Genomic DNA, 21,143 nt, shown 5'->3' on the forward strand with positions numbered 1-21,143 from the left:
CATGGCCGTGGCTGGTTGTGCGCCGGAGGAAATGGGCATTGGCCCAGTCTATGCCATCCCGAAACTTCTGGCCCATCACGGTCTGCGAGTTCAGGACGTGGGCCTGTGGGAATTGAACGAGGCGTTTGCGTGCCAGGCTCTCTACTGCCGCGACCGGCTTGGTATTGACCCGCTCAGCTACAACGTTCACGGCGGAGGCATTTCCGTCGGGCATCCCTACGGCATGACCGGTGCACGGCTCGTCGGACACGCGTTGCTCGAAGGAAGGCGGCGAAAGGTCCGGTATGTGGTCGTATCGATGTGCGTGGGCGGTGGCATGGGTGCTGCAGCGCTTTTTGAGGTTGCCTGTGATGCGAAATGAGAAGTCAATCTCCCGTCCTATCTGGGCGCGATACTACAGCGATCCGGAAGCACAATTCGCGCTTCGGAAGGACAACGGCCTGGCCATTTTCCGCGAGGCAGTTCGAAGGAATTCCGGCGGCGCAGCCATTCACTACTTCGACGCGACGATCAGCTACGGGGAGCTCGACGAGCTCTCGGGAAAGTTTGCGGCGTGGCTGCACTCGTGCGGAGTGGGCGTGGGTGATCGCGTAGCGCTGTACCTGCAAAACGTCCCGCAGTTTCTCATCTGTCTTCTGGGCGCATGGAAGGTGGGAGCAGTCGGCGTCAGTATCAACCCGATGAATCGCTCCCGGGAGCTATCGCTCCTGCTTGCTGATTCGGGATCGAAGGTGCTGGTTCTGCATCCGGAGCTTTTCGAGGAGACGGCTCGCGAAGTGCTTCGGAGCTTCCCCGATGTCACTGCCGTGACGACGTCGGCGCGCGATTTTCAGGCGCGCGACGACGAAAGGATTTTTACTGAGGGCGGAATTGATTGCTGTGAAGGCACGCTGAATCTCAAAAGCGTGCTGGCCCGTTCGGGGCATGCCCTCCATTCAGTGGGTGTTTCGCCAGAGTCGAGCGCAATGCTGGTCTACACCTCCGGCACGACGGGTATGCCGAAGGCCGCCGTCGTCTCGCATTTGAACTTCGCGTACGGTGCCGAAATCTGGCATCGCTGGATCAGCTTGCCGGACGGAGCTCCCGTGCTCGGTATGGCGCCGCTGTTCCACATCACGGGGCTGATGGCGCATCTTGGCCTGTGCTGGGCCGCAGCCTCTCCGGTCATTCTTTGTATGCGCTTTCATCCGCAAGTAGCGGCCGATGCAGCCACGGAGTGGAACGCGCGGTTTGTCGTAGGGGCTATCACTGCCTTCATCGCAATGCTGAATCATCCAGACATCACCCGCGAGCACCTGGCGTCGCTAACGAATGTGTACACCGGTGGAGCGCCTGTGCCAGCGACAGTGGTAGACGACTTCGAGCGCAAATTCGGTCAGAGGATCAGGAACTGTTACGGCCTAACCGAGAGCACCTCGCTGGCAATCGGGGTTCCGCCGACGGCGACCGCTCCCATCGGTGCGCTCGGTTCGATCTCGATAGGCGTTCCCGTTTGGGACACAGACGTGTGCATCGTCGGAGATGACGGTGACCCTGTGCCCCCTGAAGAGGTTGGTGAGATACGGATCAGGGGTCCCCAAATCGTCTCGGGCTATTGGCAACGCGAACAGGAGACGGGCGAAACCTTCCGTGGCGGCTGGCTCTGCACCGGTGATGTCGGGTATATGGATTCGAATGGCTGGGTCTTCGTTGTTGACAGAAAGAAGGATGTGATCATCGCTTCCGGTTACAAGGTATGGCCGAAAGAAGTCGAGGATGTCATCTACGGACATCCGGCGATCCGGGAGGTGGCTGTGGTCGGTGCGCAGGACGCGTACCGGGGCGAGACGGTGAAGGCCGTCGTCAGCCTGAAACCCGGATTCTCCTTGGAACCGGAGCAACTCATCGCCTACTGCAAGGAGCGCATGGCGGCTTACAAGTATCCTCGTATCGTCGAGGTCATCCCCGATCTGCCGAAGACGGTAACTGGCAAGATCCTACGGAGGGAATTGCGATGAACTCAACTCAAAAAAGGCCGTCCGACGTCGTACGTTTTGAGGCGCGCGAAACGCTGGGCGTGGTGCTGATCGATTCTCCGCCCTTGAATGTGCTCACCGGGCAGGTCATCGCTGGACTTGCCGATGCCTTGGATGACTTCGAGCGCCACCGATCACTACGGGCACTTGTTGTCTGTTGCGCGGGGCGGACATTTGTCGTAGGCGGCGACCTGCACGCGCTGGATTCGCCGGAGTTCACGTCCGCACCTTATAACCACATCCTTGCCCGCCTGGAGTCCTGTGATCGGCCTGTGTTCTGTGCCCTGCATGGCAATGTACTGGGCGGGGGACTCGAGCTTGCGCTGGCGTGTCACTACAGAGTCGCGCTGGTCGAAACCCGTTTGGGCCTGCCGGAGATCAAGATCGGTGTGCTCCCTGGCTCTTTGGGAACTCAGAGGTTGCCCCGGCTTATTCCGGCTCAGGACGCTATCTCGATGATGTTAAGCGGTCAAGCTATCGACGCGAGGGCGGCATTCAAGAGCGGCCTGGTCGATTCGATTGACGAGGTACATTCCAACGCTCTGGAATCCGGCGTGCGGTTTGCGGAAGCGCAGCTTTCCAGGGGCGCGGGCGCTCGCCCTACGCGGGCTCTCCCGGTCAAGGCGGACGGTCTTCCGCGCGACTACTTCACAAAAAAACTGGCAGAAGCGGAGAAGTCCCCGGTTCCCGCCGCGCGCGCGATCGTTGAGTGCGTCCAGGCGGCGGTGGAGGATAGCTTCGATGTCGGGCAGCAACTCGAGGCGTTGCGCTTCGACCAATGCCGCAAGTCGAAGCAGTCTACCGCGATGCGACATGTGTTCTTTGCCGAGCGTGAGGCGCGGCAGGTTCGAGGAATTGGAGCAGGCACCGACCAGAGGGTGCTCCGCAAGATAGGAGTGGTTGGGGCCGGCACCATGGGAGCCGGCATTGCGATGAACTTCATGAACATCGGCATACCAACAGTCCTCCTCGAAACACGACAGGAATTGCTGGACAAGGGTCTCGCAAACATTCGCGCCACCTACGATTCCGGCGTAAAGAAAGGTCGGCTCGATGAAACGACCGCCCGCCGACGCCTTGAGTGTTTGGAGGGCACGTTGCAAGAGGGCGATCTGGCGGACTGCGATCTTGTCATTGAGGCCGTGTTCGAGGATCTTGAGCTAAAGCAATCGCTCATGCGGCGGCTGGGCCGCATCTGCAGGCAAGGAGCGATCCTCGCCACCAATACTTCCACACTTGATGTCGACGCGATCGCACTGGCAAGCGGAAGAGCGTCTGACGTCGTTGGATTGCACTTCTTCAGTCCCGCACATGTCATGCGGCTGCTAGAGGTAGTACGGGGTGCCCGCACATCGCCTGACGTGCTCGCCACCACCGTTGCGCTTGCCGGGCGGCTCGGAAAGGTACCGGTGGTTAGCGGTGTCTGCTACGGATTCATCGGTAACCGCATGGCAGAGCCCTACATGCGTGAAGCCGAGTTCCTGCTTTTGGAAGGCGCCACGCCGCAACAGATCGACGACGCGGTGGAAGATGTATTGCGGCTTGGCATGGCAATGGGGCCGTGTCGCATGCTTGACCTGGCGGGCATTGATGTTGGTGCGAAGACGCTGATCGAACTGGGCAAACAAGGCGGGCTCCCGCCCGACCCATCCTATAGGGTTGTTTGCCAGCGGCTCTTTCGCGACGGGCGTTGGGGGCAAAAGACCGGCAGCGGCTATTACCGCTATGTGGGGCGCGCTCGTGAGCCCGAACCGCTCACTTCCGAGGTATGTGAGATGTTGGCAAATGAGTTCGATATCCGCCGTGGGCGCACAATCAGCGATGGGGAAATCTGTGAGCGCCTGATGCTGCCACTGATAAACGAGGGGTTCAGGATCCTGGAAGAGGAAATTGCAATGCGCCCGGGTGACATTGACGTGGTCTGGACCGCGGGCTACGGGTTCCCGGCTCACCGTGGTGGTCCGATGTGGATGGCAAACGCATGGGGCCTGCCTAACGTGCTTGATCGTATCCAGCACTATCAACGCACATTAGGAAATCGCTTCGGATATTGGACACCAGCGAAACTTCTCGTGGAGCTTGCACAGCAGGGTGCCACGATCAATCGTCTCACGGCCTCCAAAGCGGGGGTGGCATGAGCGAAGCCAATGCCGCGGTCAGGCTGGATATCGACGGTCCGGTTTTGATCATTACACTGTCCAGGCCAGAGGTTTTGAACGCAGTCAACACTGAAATGTCGAAACAGCTCTCGGCTGCGATCCGGGAACTGGACCATCGGTCGGATTTGAGGGTGGGGGTCATTACAGGAGCGGGGGGAAATTTCTGCGCCGGGATGGACTTGAAGGCGTTCGCTCAGGGCGAGCGGCCGTTCCTGGAGGAAGGAGGGTTTGCCGGACTGGTAGAAAAGCTTCCGACCAAGCCCCTCATTGCTGCGGTCGAAGGCTACGCCCTCGCGGGCGGCTTCGAAATCGTGTTGTCCTGCGACATGCTGGTTGCTTCGCGTAATGCGCAGTTTGGCCTGCCAGAAGTTCGGCGTGGATTGATCGCCGCTGCGGGGGGGCTGTTGCGTTTGCCGCGCCTTATCCCTCGGAATCTTGCGATGGAGCTCGCGCTCACGGGGCGCAGCCTGACTGCAGAAGAGGCGTGGGAAGCGGGACTTTTGAATCGGCTGGTAGATGTCGGAGGGGCGCTTCCCGCGGCGCTCGACATTGCGCGTAATGTCGCATCGGGTGCGCCGATGTCGGTCGCGACCAGCAAGAACCTGATATTGCACGGAAGGACGTGGGCCGAGTCGGATATGTTCGATCGCCAGAAGCCTGCAGCCGATGCAGTACTCGCATCGCAGGACGCGATCGAGGGTGCCCGTGCATTCGTGCAGAAGCGCGAACCTGTGTGGGTTGGACGTTAGCAGCTGACAGCGGACACCAGGAACCGGTGCGTAATGTGCATTTCGCTCGCGTCTTCTACGTCGGTTCGTTGTCGCAATCGAGTGAAGTGAATCGCCCCGCGTGAAACACCAATGGTGCACCATCCCGGCTTGCCGTGCGCACAACTCGACCAACGAAGAGCAGGTGATCGCCTGCGTCCCGGCAGTCATCATGCGCACAGACGAGCGTTGCGATCGCCCCATCAATAACTGGGACGCATTCGGGTGCTTCGATTAATTCCACGTCGATAAACTTGTCTGCAACGCCGGAGCTGGCAAAACGACGCGCCAAATGCTCGTGGTCGCACGAAAGAAAATTAATCGCAAAATGGGAGCAGTGGCGAAACGCTGCAAGATTCGGCGAATGATTGTCGAGGCTCCAGAGAATGAGTGGTGGTTCGAGCGAGAGCGTGGCGAAGGAATTGATGGTCAAGCCGACGGAGCGCCCCTCGGGCGTGCGCGTGGTAACGATGGCCACGCCCGTTGGGTAAGTGCCGAAGAGCTTGCGCAACGCTCCTCGTTCAAGTTCAGCGTTTGACCACATTGAATTCGAAGTCGCATTACAGACCTCGGGAGTGCTGCAGCTCGACATATGATGTCCCTTAAACTATGGCCCGTGCGGCCTGTTGTCGCCCAGCAGGGCTTGCACTCTGCCTCGTTAAAACGGCTCAGAGATGATTCAAGTCATCTCATCGGAGGCGTCCCGCGCTGGCTGTTCAGCCTGAATGCCCTGAAGCCGGACACCATTGATTGAACATACTGTTTAAGGCGGGCCTTCAATTCAAGCCGGATTCGACCACGAATAGGAGCGTAGGACGAGAAACAGCATCGGCTTTACGCTTTTCGCACGCCTGTGATCACCGCATAGTCCATGCTTGCGATGAACGTACCGTCGGTTGCGCGATTGTGGCGCTCAAGGATCGTGATATAGCCTTCTCTAAACGTTTGACGCTGTGGCGCGGTAAGACGCGTGAGGAGCCCACGGATGTTGGGGTTCCAGCGCGAGACGTGGCCGAACGATGCTGCGGCCGACGGAAAGCAGGTGTCGGTGCTTTGATAGCGCACGCGCACAAGGTCGAACCATGGATTCAGCAGCGCTCCGGCGCGTGGCCCATGCGACCAGGCGTAATGCGGGTGCTCGGGGCGACCCGGGGGCTTCACGAGCTCCTGAACCATTTCATACACCTGCGCAGGGATGCTCTGCGCGGTATAGGCGGTCAGCGCGATGACGCCGCCTGGTCGCACGACGCGCGCCAGTTCGCACGCTGCGGCCTCCTGATCAGGCAGGAACACGAGACCGAGCGTCGAAAGCGCAACGTCGAAACTGCCGTCGGCAAACGGTATTGCGCGGGCATCGGCGCTTTGGAAATCGATGCCGTCCAGCGCCTCGGCCTCAGCGCGCCGGCGCGCACGCGCAAGCGAGGTTTCGTCGATGTCAACTGCGGTCACCTGTGCGCGCCGGCGGGCCGCGGCAAGCGCGGCGTGCCCGGTACCGCAGGCAATGTCGAGCACCCGTGTGCCGGCGGAAAAGCCTAGCTCCGCGATCAGTCGCTCTGTCGCGAGCGCTTGTTCAGTGGCGAGCTGTTGATAGTCATCATCGGGGTCGGCGGCGCTGAACGGCTGCGTCACAATAGTTCTCCGGTGGAAATCAAAGAAAAAAGCAGGTGGTATCAGCGGGCGGTGGCCTGGCTGTACTTCTCGAGGAGCGCTGCCCGGTGGCCTCGAAGGACCGCAGTAGTGGTGGCGAGCTCGTCGACCAGATCCACCAGCTTGTCGTACTGTGGTGACGGTTTCATGCGGCCATCGGCGTCGAACGCCTCCTGCACCATTGGTACGCACAGCTGGCTTGGCGTCACGAACATGCCGAGCCATCGCCCCACCGTGGCCAGCGCGCCCGATGTGTTATAGCTGGGGCCGGCCCCGCAGACCTGCACGGTAGCGAGCGGCTTGGCCGCAAACAGGGGAGTGCCCTTGATCGCTGGCGGACAGCTGTCGAGCTGATTCTTGATAATCGCGGAGAAGGTGCCGTAATTCTCCGGGCTGCACCACAGCTGTCCCTCGGACCACAAGACTGCCTCATGCAGTTCCTTCACCTTCTCGTGGTCTGCGGGCACGGTCCCGGGCACCGGAAGTCCCACGGGGTCGAAGACGCGAACGTCGCCGCCCAGATGGCGCAACAGCCGTGCGGCCTCCTCAACCAGCAGGTGGCTGAATGAGCCTGACCGGGCCGAACCGTAGAGCAAAAGGAAGCGCGCAGGGTTGCTATCAGGCGTGCGGGCGGGCAATCGTGCCTGGTCCAAGGCGGGCAGGTTGGTAGTCATGAGTTCTCCTCCGAATCGGCAGCTTTCAGCTGGGTTAAATGTCGAGCGTTAGCGAAGGGCTCTTCGAGCCAGAGCAGCAGATCATCATCTTCCTGCCCATGGCGCGTTCGGCATCGCTCAATATCAGATCGCGGTGATCAGGCGTCCCTGCGAGGACGCGGGTTTCGCAGGCGCCACACACCCCCTGTTCACAAGAAAAAGCGACGTCAAAGCCCTCACGCTGTAGCGTTTCCAGAATTGTCTTGCCAGGTTCTACGCGAAGAATCCGGCCGCTTTTCGCAAGATGGAGGTCAAAGCAACCATCCTTGGCGACCGAAACGTCACCTTTGAAATATTCGAAATGGACGTGTGCGTCGTCTATCGTCAGGTCCCGGCAAGTGGCCCGGAACGAGTCGAGCATTCCGCCGGGGCCGCAGCAGTAAACGTGGTCGTTCGGCGCGAGCGCGCCGATTACTGCGGCAAGGTCCAGCAATGTGCCACCCGGTTCATGGTCGACGTTCAGTATCACCTCTCCCGCACCGGCTGCAGCCAGCGCCTGAAGCTCATCGAGCAGCGCTGCGCGTTCGCGGGTGCGTACACAGTAGTGCAGTCGCCACGGCCGTGCAATCGCGTTCAGCCGTGCCGCCATCGGCACGAAGGGGGTGACGCCGATGCCCCCTGCTACAAATACCGAGAGGTTCGCTGTTTCGTCCAACGGAAAGTTATTGCACGCTGCCCCGATGCCAATCAACGCGCCGGGACGCAGCTGATCGGCGAGAAAAACAGAGCCGCCCGTGCTGGCTGCATCACGCGCAACGGTAATCCGATAGCCTTTGTCACTGTAGATTCGTGACAATGAATAACTGCGCATTAGCCCATTCGGTAGGTGGACGTTAATGTGCGAACCGGGCTCGAACGGCGGGAGGGGAGCGCTATCCATTGCCGCCAGGTAGAGCGAGAAGACATCGGTGGCTTCCCAGGCAATACTTTGCACCCGCACGGTGCGAACTGATTCGGTCATACCATCTCTACTTGATAGAAGGGCGCACCACGTCCGGTTGTTAGCCGGGTTCGGTGTTAAACGAGCGAATGAAACGGCTTTTCGCCGAACATCTCGAACGAAATGTCGCTGCTATTGCGTTGACCAGCAAGTGACGCGTGCTGGTAGACGGGATCGCTGCCCTCCATGATCCGTGCCCAATCGACCACCTTGTCGCGCCGGACGATACGCCACCTGCTTTCACGTTTCTCGAAGGTGTCGATGTACCGAGAGGCGATGATCAGATCCTTCATGTCATCGCCCATCGGGGTCAGATGCCGGCCGATTTCGTATGACTCCACCCGTGCGCGATCGCCCTCCAGGTCGATCAGAATGTTGCCGATCAAATGCTGGACATGCTCGGTCTTCTGCTGGATCGCCAGCGCGGCCTGCAACCATTCGCCGAAATCGACTGCCTCGGGGGTGCCCCACCGGATCCTGGCGTCCGGAAAGAAGCCGGAGGCGAGGAGCTCCGCGTCGATCCGGTCCATTCCGCGGTTAATCCGGTAGAGGCAGGTTCGGATGTCCTCACGTGCGACGAGCTCATTCACTCGTTGTGTAAGCGCGTCAATGCGTGATTGCTGTTCAGTGTTGGGCATGCTTGTCTCCTTCTGTTGATTTGCCTTGATGCGTGTCCGTCTCTGTGACAGACTATAGCTAATCTTGTCCAACTGAGCAAGATAGTGGCGTCAAATTTAGTTTGTAGAACGGTCCGGCACATGTGTGATGTTGCGGCTGCCGGTTGACGGAAAATCAAGGAGACAGCGTTGATGAATCTAAAAGGCAAGGTTGCAATCGTCACTGGTGGCGGCAGAGGAATCGGTCGAGCACATGCGCTCGCGCTTGCCCGTGCAGAGGCTAGCGTCGTCGTTAATGACATCGGTAAGGAATTCAGCGGCGAGGGGAAGGCGAGCGCCGCACCAGCAGAGGCCGTGGCCGCAGAGATTCTGCGTGATGGCGGATCTGCCGTCGCGAACGCCACTGACATCTCGGACTGGGACGCTGTTGGTGGACTTGTCGAAGCCACGCTGGCTGCCTTTGGGCGTCTGGACATCGTTGTAAATAACGCCGGGATCACGCGCGGCGTGCCTATCGCAAAGGCGACGCGAAAGGACTGGGAGCAGACGATTGCCGTCAATCTCAACGGCGCCGCGGCACTGACCCACTGGGCTGCTGCATATTGGGCCGGGCAAGAGCCTGAGGCGGGGCGCCGGATTATCAATACGACTTCAGGTATGGGGCTGACGCCGATGCCCGGCGATTCGGCGTATTCCGCTTCCAAGGCGGCCCTCGCGATGCTGACGATGTGCAGCGCGATGGAGCTGGCGCCTCTGGGCGTGCGCGTCAACGGAGTTGCTCCTGTCGCCCGCACGCGGATCAGCGAGAGCGTGGCTGCTGATCTGATGAAACCGGTTACCGCGGGGTTCGATCGCATGTCGCCTGATCACGTCGCAGCGCTGGTAGCTTACCTCGCGTCATCTAACTGCCGCTTCACTGGACGCATGCTGGGCGTTATTGGCGACGATGTCACGCTGTTCGACGGCTGGTCGGTGAGCCGCCATTTGAATAACGGTGAGCAGGACTGGTCCCCTGACGGGTTGGCCACTGCTTTGGCAGAGTTGCCGCTGGTGCAAGAAGGACTCACGCAAGGCCTGAAGGCGACGATGCCTTATCCATTTCCGCCGCCCTCCGTCCTTGAGGCGCTCGCCGCTGTCGAAAAGGCTTGAGGTTCCGTATCCTTTTGAGGATCTACGACATGACGAATTTTGGGACCGAGCAGGTGCCCGGCGAGGGTCGTCGAGCACTTTCCGTTGACATCTTCAAACCTGGGACTACGAATGGAGTCGGAGTCATCCTACTTCATGGCGGCGGCTGGGCGTCGGGCGATCGGCGGATGATGCACGGGTACGCTGAAGTTCTGGCGAAGATGGGGTTCGTTGTGCTCGCGGCCGAATACCGCCTGCTTCATGAGGCGCCGTGGCCCAGCCAGATCGAGGATGTGCGCGACATAGTGCGATGGGCACGCGCGCAAAGCAGCCGGTTGGGAATCGCCCCGGACAAGATTGCGTTACAGGGTTATTCGGCAGGTGCGCACATCGCGCTGATGGTCGCGGGCACGCAGTCCGGCTCCGGCAACGAGGGCGCTGTTCCCGGCAATCCGTCGGGAGCGCAGGTGGCGGCGGTCGTCTCATTTTTCGCGCCGGCGCGCCTTGCAACGGATCCTGTCGCCATGGAACGCCCTCCGCTCGCGTTGCTTCTGCAGGGCGGCGGCGAGGAGGCGGCGCGCGCGGCGAGCCCCATCCATTTTGTTAACTCGCGTTTTCCCAGCACTCTCATCCTGGGGGGCATGGCGGATTACATGCAGCCCCTCGACGCCGGGCTGGATCTGCTGAGCGCATTCGTCGATGCGGGAGCAGAGGTCGAGTTCCACTACCTTCATTCACAGCGGCATGAGTTCGCAATGACCCCCGGGATGATCGATGGAGTGATGGCGGAAGTTGCGTTCTTCTATCGTCGCACGCTGATCGATCGCGCTGCTCTGGAGGCTGAGGCGCGGGCGATAAATCCGTTCGCGCGTGCATCCAGTAAGCGGGAATTCGTGCAAATGATGGCCGTAGCGCAGCCACGCTGAGTGGGGTGGAACAACGCGGGGTGGAACGCAGGCAATGCACGCGTTCCCCCCGCGTCTTTCTTTTTCCCAAGGCTTCGCTGAGGACTGCACCTTCACGGTATTCAAGCGCTGGCCTTCGGGCCGCGAGGCACTGTCATTTCAGCTTGGGGTGCGATGAACGTTTGGAAGCGCTTCACACTCGCCGATCGTATAGTCTCGTGTGAACGGTAGCGACTACGTGGATTGGCGGTGGTTGACAAGGACGTTCCGACTGAGGGTGCTGGCTTCGCTATCGAGGGCACCTGGCGTGAAGCCCTACTGGGTGGACCGTTTGCGTGCAACCCGGGCAGAGGACGGCTTTGCTGTTGACGGCCGGAAAAAGAGGCTCAAGCAAAGTTCTACGTGCCGCTCGATGAAGTCCTTATCGAACGGCGATACGCCGATATGATGCTCGATCTCTGGTGCCAGTCCAAAGATTCGCGTCGCCGCGCCGATGAACAGAAAGTGCAGGTGTGCTGGCTCGCCGTCAACGAAGCGACCGGCGGCCTGGAGCTGTCGGATAAGATCAAGCGTGTACTCGAGGTCCTGTGAGCGGATCCGGTCAAGCAGCCAGTGCAGACGATTTGACTGCCCGGCGACCTCGTACGAAAACAACCAGCCGAGCTCTGGTCTTGCGCCTGACATCCGTATGAAGTCGCCGTAAACGGCACGCAGGACGACTTCCGGATCGCTACCCCTTAACTGATCAACCGTTCGCACAAACTGATCATGCAACTCGCCGAGCGCGAGTTCCATTACCGCCTGCCAGACGGCTAGCTTCGTCTCATAGTGGTAGATGACGAGTCCGTGCGGCACCCCTGCGCGGTCCGCTATTGAGCGCGTCGTAGCGCCATCGAAGCCCTGCGTCGCGAACTCTAGAAGCGCTGCGTCGAGGATTTTGCGACGCGTTGCTACCGCGCGACCCTGGCGACGACGGACATTGACCATGTCGTCGTCTGCTGAGTCGACCTCCGCAGATGTCGAGGGCTCGGGGATGGTCCTTGTGAAAGCCTGTTTCGTTGTTCTGCGCATGCTCTGATCCTATGGTACGAGCCTCCTTTGTTCGTGCGACTCGTTCTCGTATCCCCACCGGCCACTTCACTTCGTGCTGCGTGGCTGCGTCCTGGTGAGCCGTTCTGGCTTGCTTCGTCGATGCCCGACATCCTTGCGCCAACCTGTCGCGTTGGTCCAGTCCGTGCAACTTTGTTGCTGAACTTCTGCAACTGGACCAATGGTATCCCTTAACCAGTTTGCGCTGACATACCGCTTTCTCGGCGAGGGCGCGCGCGGGATCGATTCCGACGAACCTGGTCGACGGCCTATCCCAGCTAAACGGCCGCTCAATGCCTTTGCCATGGCTGACCGGCTAAGTCTCTCGCTGAAGGCGAGTTATCCGGCGACGCGTTGTCCATTGCCTGCCAGACGGGGGCTCCGCCCCAGCACGTGGCGAGGCATCGGACGACGATGGCGGAAGCTATTTCAGCGGCATCTCAGAGCCGTGAGTATATCGCCCGCCCCTCATGGGTATGGAAAGTATCTAGTGCAAATGGACAATATAAATTGTAGCATCCGTTCTCAGTTGACATGAACTACTCGCGTCGACTGTGGGGGCGTACGCGAGCTCGGAGGAGCTGCCGCTCGACGTGGTGAAGACCGCCGGCCTGTTTCGGCAAGATGGAGACATTGAATGATCAAACCTTGGCTTTTCGAATTTTTTCGCGCGCCGACCGAAAAGGGCGTATTAATCCAGAGTCCGCGCGCTGGCGTGACGCCTGCGGACGTAGCGGACCAGTTTGCGAGTTTCTGGGAGATGTGGACCCGCGCCGAAGGCTATGGCTTCGAAGGCATCTTCTTCAGCGAGCACCATTTTGGTCCTGGCTATAGCCCCTCGCCCAATCTGTTGATCGCCGCACTGGCGCCAGTCACAAGCAAGCTCAGGCTCGGCGTCATGGGCATGGTGCTGCCGTACTATCAGCCTTGGCGGGTCATCGAGGAGATCGGTATGCTCGATCACCTGACAAGAGGCCGGCTGGAGGTTGGAACCGCTGCGGGTATTCCGCCCGAAATGGCGAAAGTGGGTCTCGGTGTTGTCGAGGCGAATGAGCGAAACCTCGAAGCGCTCGAAATCCTGGACTGGGCACTCGCCCATCCCGGCGAACCCGTCACCCATCACGGCAAGTATTGGGACTTTGAGAATCTGACTCTGGTGCCCATGCCATCGCAGCGTCCGTCCCCGAATCGCTGGACGACGGTGGTGAGCGAGGCGTCAGCGCGCCGCGCGGCATGGCGTGGCACACGCATTTGCACGGGCTTCTCGTCGGTGGAACAAGTGCAGAAGGTATTCGGCGGCTATCGTGAAGAAGCCGGGAAAGCGGGCCTCGCAGTGTCTGAAGATTTGTTAGGGCTGCGACGAATCATCATGGTCGACCGTGATGGTGGTAAGGCCCGTGATCTGGCGGCGCAGGTGGAGGAGCAGGTGCGCAACATGTTCCTCAAGCATGACGACAAGGTGAATCACGGCCCGGTGCCAGATGCGCCGCAAAAGTCGCATGGTGGGATTCCGCTTTCGAGTGACGAATTTATCGCTGGCTCTCCGGTCGAGGTTGCGGACCTCATCGCTGCGCAGTGCGAGGCTACCGGTGCGGGCCATCTGCTTGCCATGCTCGACAATCATGGCGGTCCTGCAGAGAACCGCGTCGCGTTCGACCTTTTTGCTCAGGAAGTGGTGCCGCTGCTGCGCCAGGCGAATGTTGGCGGTGAAGGGCGCCATGCACTGGAGGCTACGAACGAGCAAGTGTAAGTCGTTCGTTTGAATCAGAGGGAAAAAGAGGAGACAAAATATGAGCGACGAACGCGCAGTGGAGATTGATACTGGCACCGGCTACGGCATTGAGCAGCCCGCCTACCGGCAGGAGTTGGTTGAGGTGGAGCGGGGGACCCCGATGGGTGAACTCATGCGGCGATACTGGCAGCCGTTTGCCCTTTCCGAGGATCTCACCGACAAGCCTCGCAGGGTGCGCTTGCTCGGGGAGAATTTGATCGCGTTTCGCGACAAGCAGGGGCGCGCAGGATTGGTCCATGAGCGTTGCGCCCACCGCGGCACCAGCCTCTATTTCGGTCGGGTTGAGGAAGACGGTATCCGCTGCTGCTATCACGGGTGGAAGTTCGACGTGCGGGGGCGCTGCCTTAACCAACCGGCTGAAGTCGATGGTGGACGCCATCGCGCCAAGGTCTGTCAGCCATGGTATCCCGTCGAGGAGCGCTATGGCCTCGCCTATGCTTATATGGGTCCGCCCGAGAAGAAACCTGTGTTGCCACGGTGGGAGCATCTGGAGAACCTGGCGGACGATGAGTACGTCGAGGTCCGTTGGAAGCCGGGTTATGGGCCGCGTAACGATCAACCGTACAACCCGCTCAACTTCAATTTCCTCCAGGCGTATGAGAACTCGCTGGACGCGGCACATCTTCCATGGCTGCACTTTCACCACTCGGGCGATCAATTTACGGGTGCCCCGCTCATGCGCGTCGATGGCGATGACGCTGAGCTGCCGCCCTATGCGCACATCAAGAATCTCGCCGGACAGATTGTTTCCGGGCGTTCGGAGTTGGGCGTCAAGCAGGGTGTTCCCATGCCGGTTCCGGGGCAGGGACTCTTCCTTGCTTCCAACGAGGCAATTGTTCCCAATATTGCGGTAGTGGCAACGCTGATCGATCTCCTCTACTTCGTGCCCGTTGACAACACCCACTACTTCAATTTTTTGCTGTTCCGCTCAAAGAAGGGCCAAAAGCGCGGCGAGTTCGATCTGGTGCACATGGGCAAGACGTGGTGGGAGCTGACGGAAGAGGAACGTCAGAGCATGCCAGGCGACTATGAAGCTCAGTCGAGCATCGGTACGCTCCCAGCGCACAACCGCGAGCATCTGGCTCAGAGCGATGTGCCACTTGCTCTTCTGCGCCGGCGACTGGCAGAAGCGGTCAAGGACGTGCAGGAAGGACGTGACCCGCCCGGGGTGCAATTTGGCGCCGACGCGCCACCACTGCGGATTGGCGCTCACGGGATGATTCCGTACACGCCGGCTACTGAAGGGACTACGTTCTAACGAACTCATAAAGGGCCATACATGAAGCTCATCTGTTATGAGGACGGCGATGCTCTCGCGATCGGCTACGTTGATGGGGCCGAGGTGGTGCGCCTTGCCGACAGGGACACGTTCTGGCGCACTCCGTGGGCGAGTTTTTCTGCTGGCGGCGGAGAGCGACTGCCTCGCGAGGGGCTTCGCTTGCGCTCCCCGCTGCGTTCGGACGCGAAGGTGGTTTGCATCGGCCTGAATTACCGTAGCCACGCAATCGAGACTGGCAGCCCGATTCCGGAGCGGCCGGTCGTATTCTCACGCTGGGCCGAGACTGTCATATGCGACGGCGATGAATCGCCGACGATGGACACGGCGTACGACTGGGAAGCCGAACTCGGGGTGGTGATCGGGGATACGCTGTTCGGTGCCACACCGGAAGCCGCGCGTCGAGCCATTCTTGGCTACTGCACGTTCAACGACCTCAGTGCCAGGACGCTGCAACTGGAAACATCCCAATGGACGCTGGGCAAGAACACCGATCGCAGCGGCCCCATGGGGCCGATAGTCACGGCCGACGAAGCGGGCGATCCGGCGGATGGCTGGCGCGTCACAACCGATGTCAATGGTGAGCGGGTTCAGGATGGCATCACTTCGGACCTGATCTTTGACGTGCCTACGTTGCTGGCGTATGTCTCGCGTTCGATGACGCTGAGCGCCGGTGATCTGATGATCACCGGCACGCCTTCGGGTGTGGGCATCGGCATGAAGCCGCCGCGCTATCTCAAACCAGGGGACGTGGTGCGCGTGGAAGTAGAAGGTCTGGGCGCCGTGATCACGCCGATTGTGGAACGGCCGCAGTAAAGGTGACCAACGGGAGCGCACAGATGAGCACGGCTGATTTCTCACAATACGTCGACCCCGCGAAGGTGCCGCGGCTATCAAAAAGCGACGCCAGAATGAGCCTGACCGATTACCCGCCTTTCCTTGATCGGCTGCTTGGGGTCTGGGGGCCATTGTCTACCCAGGAGTTTCATGGGCTGACCACTGACGGACATCGAATAGAGGGCCTCTTTTCCACTGAGCCCGATGGCGCACCGGTGGAAGCTGCCGCCAAGGCGGCAGCTCACTGGCTCGCAGCGCTCGATTCCAGCATCCGAGACAAGGTGTCATTTTCCCTCGATTCGGACCTGTGGCGGCATTGGCAGAACACACCGCTCATCCTGCGCGATCCGCAGGTCGAGTTGTTGGAGCTGCCGATGCCGCAGCGGGAGCTCGCACTGGAAATCGTGCGGGCCTCGTTGTCGTCGAGCGGCCATCAGCGCGTGCGCGATGTCATGTCTAACAATCTGTTCCTCGGCCGACTGATCGATTTGACAGAGCTCCTCAACGAGTGGTCGTTCACGATGTCGATCTTTGGCACGCCGTCGGTAGAGCAGCCGTGGGGATGGCAGCTGTTCGGACATCATCTGGCGCTGAACTGTATCTTCGTGGGCCGAAGGATGGTGCTTTCACCGGTGTTCATTGGACTTGAACCCGACCACGGGCATGGCGAGGAAAGCCGGAGGCTGTTCAGACCGCATGAGGAGCGCGCACTGCGCCTGATGCGCTCGCTAGGTGACGCCGAGCGGTCGCGTGCGGTGCTGTACGGCTCCATGCTGACTTCAGAGCAGCAGCCCGGACGTTACCACCCTGACGATGGCCGGCAAGTGGGTGGTGCGTTCCAGGACAACCGGGTCGTTCCGCATGAAGGGGTGCCTGTAGGTAGTCTGGGCCTGAGAGCCCGACGCAACCTACTATCGCTGGCGGAGCTGTTTGTCGAAAATCTCCCCGGCGGACCAGCAGAGGCGCGAATGCGCGAGATTGAACGCTATCTCGAACAGACACACTTCGCATGGATTGGCCCGGTCGATGAGGTTAGCCCGTTTTACTTCCGCATCCATAGCCCCGTTGCGTTGTTCGAATTTGATCACCACAGCGGCATCTTTCTGGCCAACGAAGAGCCGGCGCGATTCCATGTTCACACCATCGTGCGCTCGCCGAACGGCGGTGACTATGGTAAAGACCTGCTGCAGCAACATTACGCGTCCAGCGCCCACGATCGCGCTGTGCCCGGGCGTCAAGCAGGCCATGATCAGGCACACGACGACCACCGGAGGCACGGTGCTCACAGCCACGACGGAGGAAAGACTTTTCACCGACATGATTAGGTGGTGGCCTGAAGACCAGGGGTGAACGCGATATTCGGGGACCAAGTGAAGCGCAACTCACTATGACGGAGATGTTCGTGGATGATGCACTCCCCGACAACGGAAACGGAACAGAGGAATGCTAATGAGTACGACGTTCGACAAACTTGTGTCGCACATTGATCAGCCCGGTATCGATAGTGATCCCGAGCAAGACATTATCAAACTGAAGCCTGATATTACCCACGAGGAGGCGCTGGCTGTGCAGCTGGCTGTAAAGCGCCGTCGTGTGGCAGCGGGTGATCGCATCATCGGTCATCAGGCGTCGTTCACGTCTGCTGGCATTCGAAAGATGTTCCCGGATGCTCCTCGTCCGATGATCGGCACGTTGCTTTCGTCGCTCGCTCGCGCTGACGGCGACGAAGTCGCACTCGACTGCGACGCTGCTTTTATCGAAAGCGAATTGGCGGTGGTGCTGGGTAGCGGCCTGGAGGGCCCTGAGCTTACGCACACCGAAGTGCTGCGAGCGATCGATGGCTTTCTTCCTGCGATTGAGGTGGCACCGCTGCGCCCCGGCGTGCTTGAGCAGCGCTACAGCTTCGCCCACATGATTGCCGTGCAGAAGGCCGCTGGAGGCTACGTTGTCTTCGGTTCCCGGATCACATCCGCGCGCGGAATCGACGCGCGACTGGAGGCCTGTCTGGTGAGCATTGACGGCGAGGCCCGTGCCGCGGCCGCTGGCTTTGAGGCCATGGGCAGCCCGCTCCAGGTGATCTCGGCGATGGCCGCCGGCCTGCACAAGATTGGCGAGAAGTTGCACGCCGGTCAGATTCTCATGACCGGCAGCCTGGCGCCGCCTCAGCGCATCACACCACAGAACCGCTTCGCACAACTCGACTTCGCTACCTTGGGCAGCGTAAGCGTGCGCCTGCGCGAACCAGTAGCCGGCGACCACTGAACGGGAATCTACAATGCGCTACGTAAGACCCTTTCTGATCGATGGGCTGTCGGCTGGCCCTGCGAGCGAATGGCTTCTCGGCCCGGAAGACGGCGTCGGTTGCACTGTGCGGCTGCACCGAGGCGGGGTGCCGAGGGCAGTGTATTCCCGCGACGATGTCGAGCAGTTCGCCCTTCTGCTTGCCGGTTCTGCATTTCTGCATGCTCACGGCGAATCTCAAGATTTGAGCATCGGCGAACTTGCCTTCATCCCGACGGGTATCTCGGGCTCGGTCAGCGGGGACGGAGGGGCTGTTTGGGCAGAGATCGAAACTATGGTGCCATCTGGCTTCTCACGCGCCGCAGTGCCGGCGTCCTCCGCACGAGTGATCCCCATTGATCAGTCCCGCTTCGAAGGTGGGGGCTTCGCCTACCAGAGTCTCATCGACCGCAAACAGGGCGCGCAGACAATGCGGATGAATGTGCTGCAGGTGCAACCTGGAGCGGGTAGCCCCGACTTCCATATCCATGCGTTTGCGCAGATCTACCTGATTCAGGAAGGCGAAATGACATTGGACATCGGTAAGCAACGTGTTGCCGCCCCAGTCAACTCCCTCGTCTTCCTGCCGGCCGGCGTCGTCCACCGAAACTTCAACGCTGGCAACACTATCGAGCGCCACGTCAGCCTTCTCGTGCCCGAGCCCGATGACGGTGAGATCTTCGACTTCGCTGTCACCATCCATGATCGCGAAGCTGAGTTACTTCAGCAGCTACCCGACTAATCGCTCTTGCATATGGATGCGGCATATGCAGGAACCTTCACAGTTACCGATAAGGCAACCGGGGATCGACTGCGTAGCGTGGGTCGATTGTAGGGGGGCAGTGTGCCTCTCAGTCTGCAGCGCGTCTTACATACCGTAGTGCAATACCGCAGCAAGGGGGTGCCCGATCATGGCACCCATCCAACCACTAACAGAAACTAAGGCTTAGAAATGGAAACACTTTCCCTGGACGTTGCCAACCGGATCGTTGTCGAGGCGCTCGCTAGTGCACGGCGCAACGGCTTTCGGCCGATGGCGCTCGTCGTGCTCGACGAGGCGGGACTCATTAAGTTGACGAGTCGCGAGGACGGCGCTACTGCTTTGCGGATCAACATTGCGCATGGAAAAGCTGCTGCGGCCTTTGGACTGGGCGTCTCGTCGCGAACGTTGCTGGAGCGCGCAAAAGACAATCCAGTGTTCTTCGGCGCGATCGGCGCAGCGAGCGAAGGAAAGTTCGTGCCGCAGACGGGGGCGATTCTGATCACGTCCAGAAGCGGGGCTGTGCTCGGTGCAATTGGTGCGAGTGGAGGCACCGGTGACGAAGACGAGCAGATCTGCATCGAGGGCGTTCGCGCCGCGGCGCTTTACATTGCTGGGGAGCCGTGACTTCTCAGGTGAGATAGCACTGCGGACACATCGTACCGACCAGTCTGGCCGCCTATTTGGGCGCAAAGGTCCTTCTGGACCTGAATTTCTCGGCGGCCGTTGATGTGCTGCTTGATGAGCGAAAGATCGCGCGCGCCGCGGAACGGCTCAGATCGAGTTCGATATCCGGGTTCGCGATGACAGTTGCATTTGCCATCCGGCAAACCCGTGGGCGAACATCGTATCGAGCCCGATTGGCCGCGTCCGTAATATTTATCGTTCGCGCCGAAGCCCAAGGCGCACAGCTCAAGGTGAAATAGTGATAAAGCACATCGTGATGTGGAACGTTCGTGGCGAATCGCCTGCGCAAAAAGCCGAAGCGGCGAATCTTGTCAAGAGCGCGTTCGAAGGTTTGAACGGGAAAATCTCCGGGATGCGCAAGCTCGAAATCGGAATCGACATCAGCCGTATCGACTACGCTTGCGACGTCGTACTTCATTCGGAGTTCGACAGTCGGGAAGCACTACAGGCTTATGCGACTCATCCTGAGCATCTGCGTGTACGGGACGAACTTGCGGGTGTGCGCACCGACCGGTACCAGGTGGATTACGCGACCAGCGAGTGAGCAAGTGAGCAAGTGAGCGATGGCGCGCCGTCCGGAACAGGCTCAGCGCGCAACCTGCCCGAAGCAATGCTGGCGAGAGTAGAGGACACGACGTTGGAGGCGCTTTCGTTCACGCTGTGACCGATACGCCGTCTGCTGTCGGAACTTGACGCGTTCTCCGCGGGCGGCTGCCCGCTTTTTCATTGCCAGGGTCGATGTCTTCGAACTAGCGCCGAGAATGTTGGCGCCGATCTTCGCGGTCTGCCACTTTCGTCAAGAGCCCTCCTTTGAATCAGCCAGGCTCCAAGTTGGGTGACAGAATTCGCATGTCGGTCAGCCATGACACAGCAACATCTCATCCCGAGGTCAGCGGGTCGTGCCGACCGGATGGTCAGCTTTTTTTCTTGAGAAGTCGTCCAGCCGAAGCGAGAGCTGATACTCAACCGGTTCCATGGGAATATTTCTGAAGCCCACGCTTTAGGGCTTTGTAGAGCGTAGGGCCGAGTTCACTTTCCATTTCTGCCTCGGTCTGTTCCAGCGCGGTGTGGAACTGGTCGAGCCAGTTCCGGCCTCGTTCAGTGAACAGTACAACCTTGGCACGTCCGTCGGTGGGGTCCGGTTCCCGCTTCACGATTCCGAGAGTTTCAAGCTGCGTGATGAGTTCTCCAAGTGACTGCTTGGTCATTGCCGCCCGACGCGCAAGCTCAACCGCCCGGGTTCCCTCAAGATCGAGGTTTCGGGTGACACTGATATGGCTGAGCGTACATTCGTCGTGGCCCGCGATAGCCATCTTCTCCAGTACGCTGGCCTCAAACCGGTGAACTGCCTCGTTCAGCAGCCTTCCTATATTTGACGTCCGCCACGCACTGCTCGCTCCAGGACGCGCCACGTCATCGTGCATTGCACGCCGTTCTGTCATCTTCTTTCGGTCGCTGGTTATGTCGTGTGTCACGGCCATGTCAGTTGCTGTTTTCAAATGAATGGTTGGCTGCAAATCGCCCATAAGCC

The 21,143-nt window shown here is 60.0% G+C and carries 20 protein-coding genes and 1 pseudogene; 14 read left to right on the plus strand and 7 right to left on the minus strand.

All coding sequences use genetic code 11. The features are described 5' to 3' along the window. The 4 genes and pseudogenes from F759_RS38810 to F759_RS0128600 all read left to right on the plus strand — a co-directional run. Positions 1-361, plus strand: a pseudogene (locus F759_RS38810) (acetyl-CoA C-acyltransferase); the annotation flags it as partial. After that, complete coding sequence (locus tag F759_RS0128590) at positions 351-1,997, plus strand: class I adenylate-forming enzyme family protein (RefSeq protein ID WP_084534369.1); 1,647 nt, start codon at positions 351-353, stop codon at positions 1,995-1,997. The pseudogene F759_RS38810 and the gene F759_RS0128590, both read left to right, overlap by 11 nt. Beyond that, complete coding sequence (locus F759_RS0128595) at positions 1,994-4,153, plus strand: 3-hydroxyacyl-CoA dehydrogenase NAD-binding domain-containing protein (RefSeq protein WP_027802879.1); 2,160 nt, start codon at positions 1,994-1,996, stop codon at positions 4,151-4,153. The genes F759_RS0128590 and F759_RS0128595 overlap by 4 nt, the downstream gene beginning before the upstream one ends. Continuing rightward, positions 4,150-4,923: a crotonase/enoyl-CoA hydratase family protein gene (locus F759_RS0128600; protein WP_027802880.1), complete on the plus strand. Its 774-nt coding sequence runs from the start codon at positions 4,150-4,152 to the stop codon at positions 4,921-4,923. Before F759_RS0128595 ends, F759_RS0128600 begins: the two co-directional genes overlap by 4 nt. Before the next feature lie 55 nt (positions 4,924-4,978). On the opposite strand, the gene F759_RS0128605 is transcribed toward F759_RS0128600, so the two are convergent. The 5 genes from F759_RS0128605 to F759_RS38825 all read right to left on the minus strand — a co-directional run bounded on the left by F759_RS0128605 (position 4,979) and on the right by F759_RS38825 (position 8,879). Then, entirely contained in the window at positions 4,979-5,485 is a 507-nt protein-coding gene (locus tag F759_RS0128605; protein WP_244438937.1) for a flavin reductase family protein, read from the minus strand. A 290-nt stretch (positions 5,486-5,775) separates the two neighbouring features. Next, positions 5,776-6,570 (minus strand): class I SAM-dependent methyltransferase, encoded by a 795-nt coding sequence (locus tag F759_RS40235; RefSeq protein ID WP_051374121.1) that lies wholly within the window; start codon positions 6,568-6,570, stop codon positions 5,776-5,778. Between the two features lie 41 nt (positions 6,571-6,611). Continuing rightward, the gene (locus F759_RS44425; RefSeq protein ID WP_051377484.1) at positions 6,612-7,262 is read right to left on the minus strand and encodes an NAD(P)H-dependent oxidoreductase; all 651 of its coding nucleotides are present in this window, start codon (positions 7,260-7,262) and stop codon (positions 6,612-6,614) included. A 34-nt stretch (positions 7,263-7,296) separates the two neighbouring features. Then, entirely contained in the window at positions 7,297-8,262 is a 966-nt protein-coding gene (locus tag F759_RS0128620; RefSeq protein ID WP_027802882.1) for a PDR/VanB family oxidoreductase, read from the minus strand. 56 nt (positions 8,263-8,318) lie between these two features. After that, positions 8,319-8,879, minus strand: a complete 561-nt coding sequence (locus F759_RS38825; RefSeq protein WP_051377486.1) for a nuclear transport factor 2 family protein — start codon at positions 8,877-8,879, stop codon at positions 8,319-8,321. A 171-nt stretch (positions 8,880-9,050) separates the two neighbouring features. Between F759_RS38825 and F759_RS38830 the strand changes: the two genes are divergently transcribed. Both F759_RS38830 and F759_RS40240 read left to right on the plus strand, forming a co-directional pair. Continuing rightward, the gene (locus F759_RS38830; RefSeq protein ID WP_051377487.1) at positions 9,051-10,007 is read left to right on the plus strand and encodes an SDR family NAD(P)-dependent oxidoreductase; all 957 of its coding nucleotides are present in this window, start codon (positions 9,051-9,053) and stop codon (positions 10,005-10,007) included. A gap of 29 nt (positions 10,008-10,036) precedes the next feature. Continuing rightward, a complete protein-coding gene (locus F759_RS40240; RefSeq protein ID WP_152530729.1) occupies positions 10,037-10,912 on the plus strand; it encodes an alpha/beta hydrolase in 876 nt (291 codons plus the stop codon). 294 nt (positions 10,913-11,206) lie between these two features. Here the strand turns inward: F759_RS40240 and F759_RS0128640 are convergent, their stop codons facing one another. After that, complete coding sequence (locus F759_RS0128640; protein WP_027802883.1) at positions 11,207-11,962, minus strand: TetR/AcrR family transcriptional regulator; 756 nt, start codon at positions 11,960-11,962, stop codon at positions 11,207-11,209. A 655-nt stretch (positions 11,963-12,617) separates the two neighbouring features. Here F759_RS0128640 and F759_RS38840 point away from each other — a divergent pair. The 8 genes from F759_RS38840 to F759_RS0128690 all read left to right on the plus strand — a co-directional run bounded on the left by F759_RS38840 (position 12,618) and on the right by F759_RS0128690 (position 20,156). After that, complete coding sequence (locus F759_RS38840; RefSeq protein WP_051377489.1) at positions 12,618-13,730, plus strand: LLM class flavin-dependent oxidoreductase; 1,113 nt, start codon at positions 12,618-12,620, stop codon at positions 13,728-13,730. Between the two features lie 40 nt (positions 13,731-13,770). Continuing rightward, complete coding sequence (locus F759_RS38845; RefSeq protein WP_051377490.1) at positions 13,771-15,030, plus strand: Rieske 2Fe-2S domain-containing protein; 1,260 nt, start codon at positions 13,771-13,773, stop codon at positions 15,028-15,030. 21 nt (positions 15,031-15,051) lie between these two features. Then, a complete protein-coding gene (locus F759_RS0128660) occupies positions 15,052-15,864 on the plus strand; it encodes a fumarylacetoacetate hydrolase family protein (protein ID WP_027802884.1) in 813 nt (270 codons plus the stop codon). Between the two features lie 23 nt (positions 15,865-15,887). After that, complete coding sequence (locus tag F759_RS38850) at positions 15,888-17,210, plus strand: DUF3500 domain-containing protein (RefSeq protein ID WP_152530730.1); 1,323 nt, start codon at positions 15,888-15,890, stop codon at positions 17,208-17,210. A 124-nt stretch (positions 17,211-17,334) separates the two neighbouring features. Then, on the plus strand, positions 17,335-18,147 hold the full coding sequence (locus F759_RS0128670) for a 2-keto-4-pentenoate hydratase (RefSeq protein ID WP_036025449.1): 813 nt from the start codon (positions 17,335-17,337) through the stop codon (positions 18,145-18,147). Positions 18,148-18,160: 13 nt separating this feature from the next. Then, on the plus strand, positions 18,161-18,907 hold the full coding sequence (locus F759_RS0128675) for a cupin domain-containing protein (protein WP_027802886.1): 747 nt from the start codon (positions 18,161-18,163) through the stop codon (positions 18,905-18,907). Positions 18,908-19,117: 210 nt separating this feature from the next. Beyond that, on the plus strand, positions 19,118-19,552 hold the full coding sequence (locus F759_RS0128680) for a GlcG/HbpS family heme-binding protein (RefSeq protein ID WP_027802887.1): 435 nt from the start codon (positions 19,118-19,120) through the stop codon (positions 19,550-19,552). A 298-nt stretch (positions 19,553-19,850) separates the two neighbouring features. Continuing rightward, on the plus strand, positions 19,851-20,156 hold the full coding sequence (locus tag F759_RS0128690) for a Dabb family protein (protein WP_027802889.1): 306 nt from the start codon (positions 19,851-19,853) through the stop codon (positions 20,154-20,156). A 418-nt stretch (positions 20,157-20,574) separates the two neighbouring features. On the opposite strand, the gene F759_RS0128695 is transcribed toward F759_RS0128690, so the two are convergent. Then, positions 20,575-21,138 (minus strand): MarR family winged helix-turn-helix transcriptional regulator, encoded by a 564-nt coding sequence (locus F759_RS0128695; RefSeq protein ID WP_244438938.1) that lies wholly within the window; start codon positions 21,136-21,138, stop codon positions 20,575-20,577. Positions 21,139-21,143: the final 5 nt, after the last annotated feature.

Origin of the sequence: Paraburkholderia dilworthii (assembly GCF_000472525.1) — a bacterium.
Taxonomy (GTDB): domain Bacteria; phylum Pseudomonadota; class Gammaproteobacteria; order Burkholderiales; family Burkholderiaceae; genus Paraburkholderia; species Paraburkholderia dilworthii.

Bases quoted from the DNA above. Each gene is read 5' to 3' on its own strand.
- F759_RS38845 (WP_051377490.1), top strand. From the start codon at position 13,771: ATGAGCGACGAACGCGCAGTGGAGATTGATACTGGCACCGGCTACGGC.
- F759_RS0128670 (WP_036025449.1), top strand. From the start codon at position 17,335: ATGAGTACGACGTTCGACAAACTTGTGTCGCACATTGATCAGCCCGGT.
- F759_RS40240 (WP_152530729.1), top strand. From the start codon at position 10,037: ATGACGAATTTTGGGACCGAGCAGGTGCCCGGCGAGGGTCGTCGAGCA.
- F759_RS0128595 (WP_027802879.1), top strand. From the start codon at position 1,994: ATGAACTCAACTCAAAAAAGGCCGTCCGACGTCGTACGTTTTGAGGCG.
- F759_RS0128605 (WP_244438937.1), bottom strand. From the start codon at position 5,485: ATGTGGTCAAACGCTGAACTTGAACGAGGAGCGTTGCGCAAGCTCTTC.
- F759_RS0128660 (WP_027802884.1), top strand. From the start codon at position 15,052: ATGAAGCTCATCTGTTATGAGGACGGCGATGCTCTCGCGATCGGCTAC.
- F759_RS38825 (WP_051377486.1), bottom strand. From the start codon at position 8,879: ATGCCCAACACTGAACAGCAATCACGCATTGACGCGCTTACACAACGA.
- F759_RS0128640 (WP_027802883.1), bottom strand. From the start codon at position 11,962: ATGCGCAGAACAACGAAACAGGCTTTCACAAGGACCATCCCCGAGCCC.
- F759_RS0128590 (WP_084534369.1), top strand. From the start codon at position 351: ATGCGAAATGAGAAGTCAATCTCCCGTCCTATCTGGGCGCGATACTAC.
- F759_RS44425 (WP_051377484.1), bottom strand. From the start codon at position 7,262: ATGACTACCAACCTGCCCGCCTTGGACCAGGCACGATTGCCCGCCCGC.
- F759_RS38830 (WP_051377487.1), top strand. From the start codon at position 9,051: ATGAATCTAAAAGGCAAGGTTGCAATCGTCACTGGTGGCGGCAGAGGA.
- F759_RS38840 (WP_051377489.1), top strand. From the start codon at position 12,618: ATGATCAAACCTTGGCTTTTCGAATTTTTTCGCGCGCCGACCGAAAAG.
- F759_RS0128680 (WP_027802887.1), top strand. From the start codon at position 19,118: ATGGAAACACTTTCCCTGGACGTTGCCAACCGGATCGTTGTCGAGGCG.
- F759_RS38850 (WP_152530730.1), top strand. From the start codon at position 15,888: ATGAGCACGGCTGATTTCTCACAATACGTCGACCCCGCGAAGGTGCCG.
- F759_RS0128600 (WP_027802880.1), top strand. From the start codon at position 4,150: ATGAGCGAAGCCAATGCCGCGGTCAGGCTGGATATCGACGGTCCGGTT.
- F759_RS0128675 (WP_027802886.1), top strand. From the start codon at position 18,161: ATGCGCTACGTAAGACCCTTTCTGATCGATGGGCTGTCGGCTGGCCCT.
- F759_RS0128620 (WP_027802882.1), bottom strand. From the start codon at position 8,262: ATGACCGAATCAGTTCGCACCGTGCGGGTGCAAAGTATTGCCTGGGAA.
- F759_RS0128695 (WP_244438938.1), bottom strand. From the start codon at position 21,138: ATGGGCGATTTGCAGCCAACCATTCATTTGAAAACAGCAACTGACATG.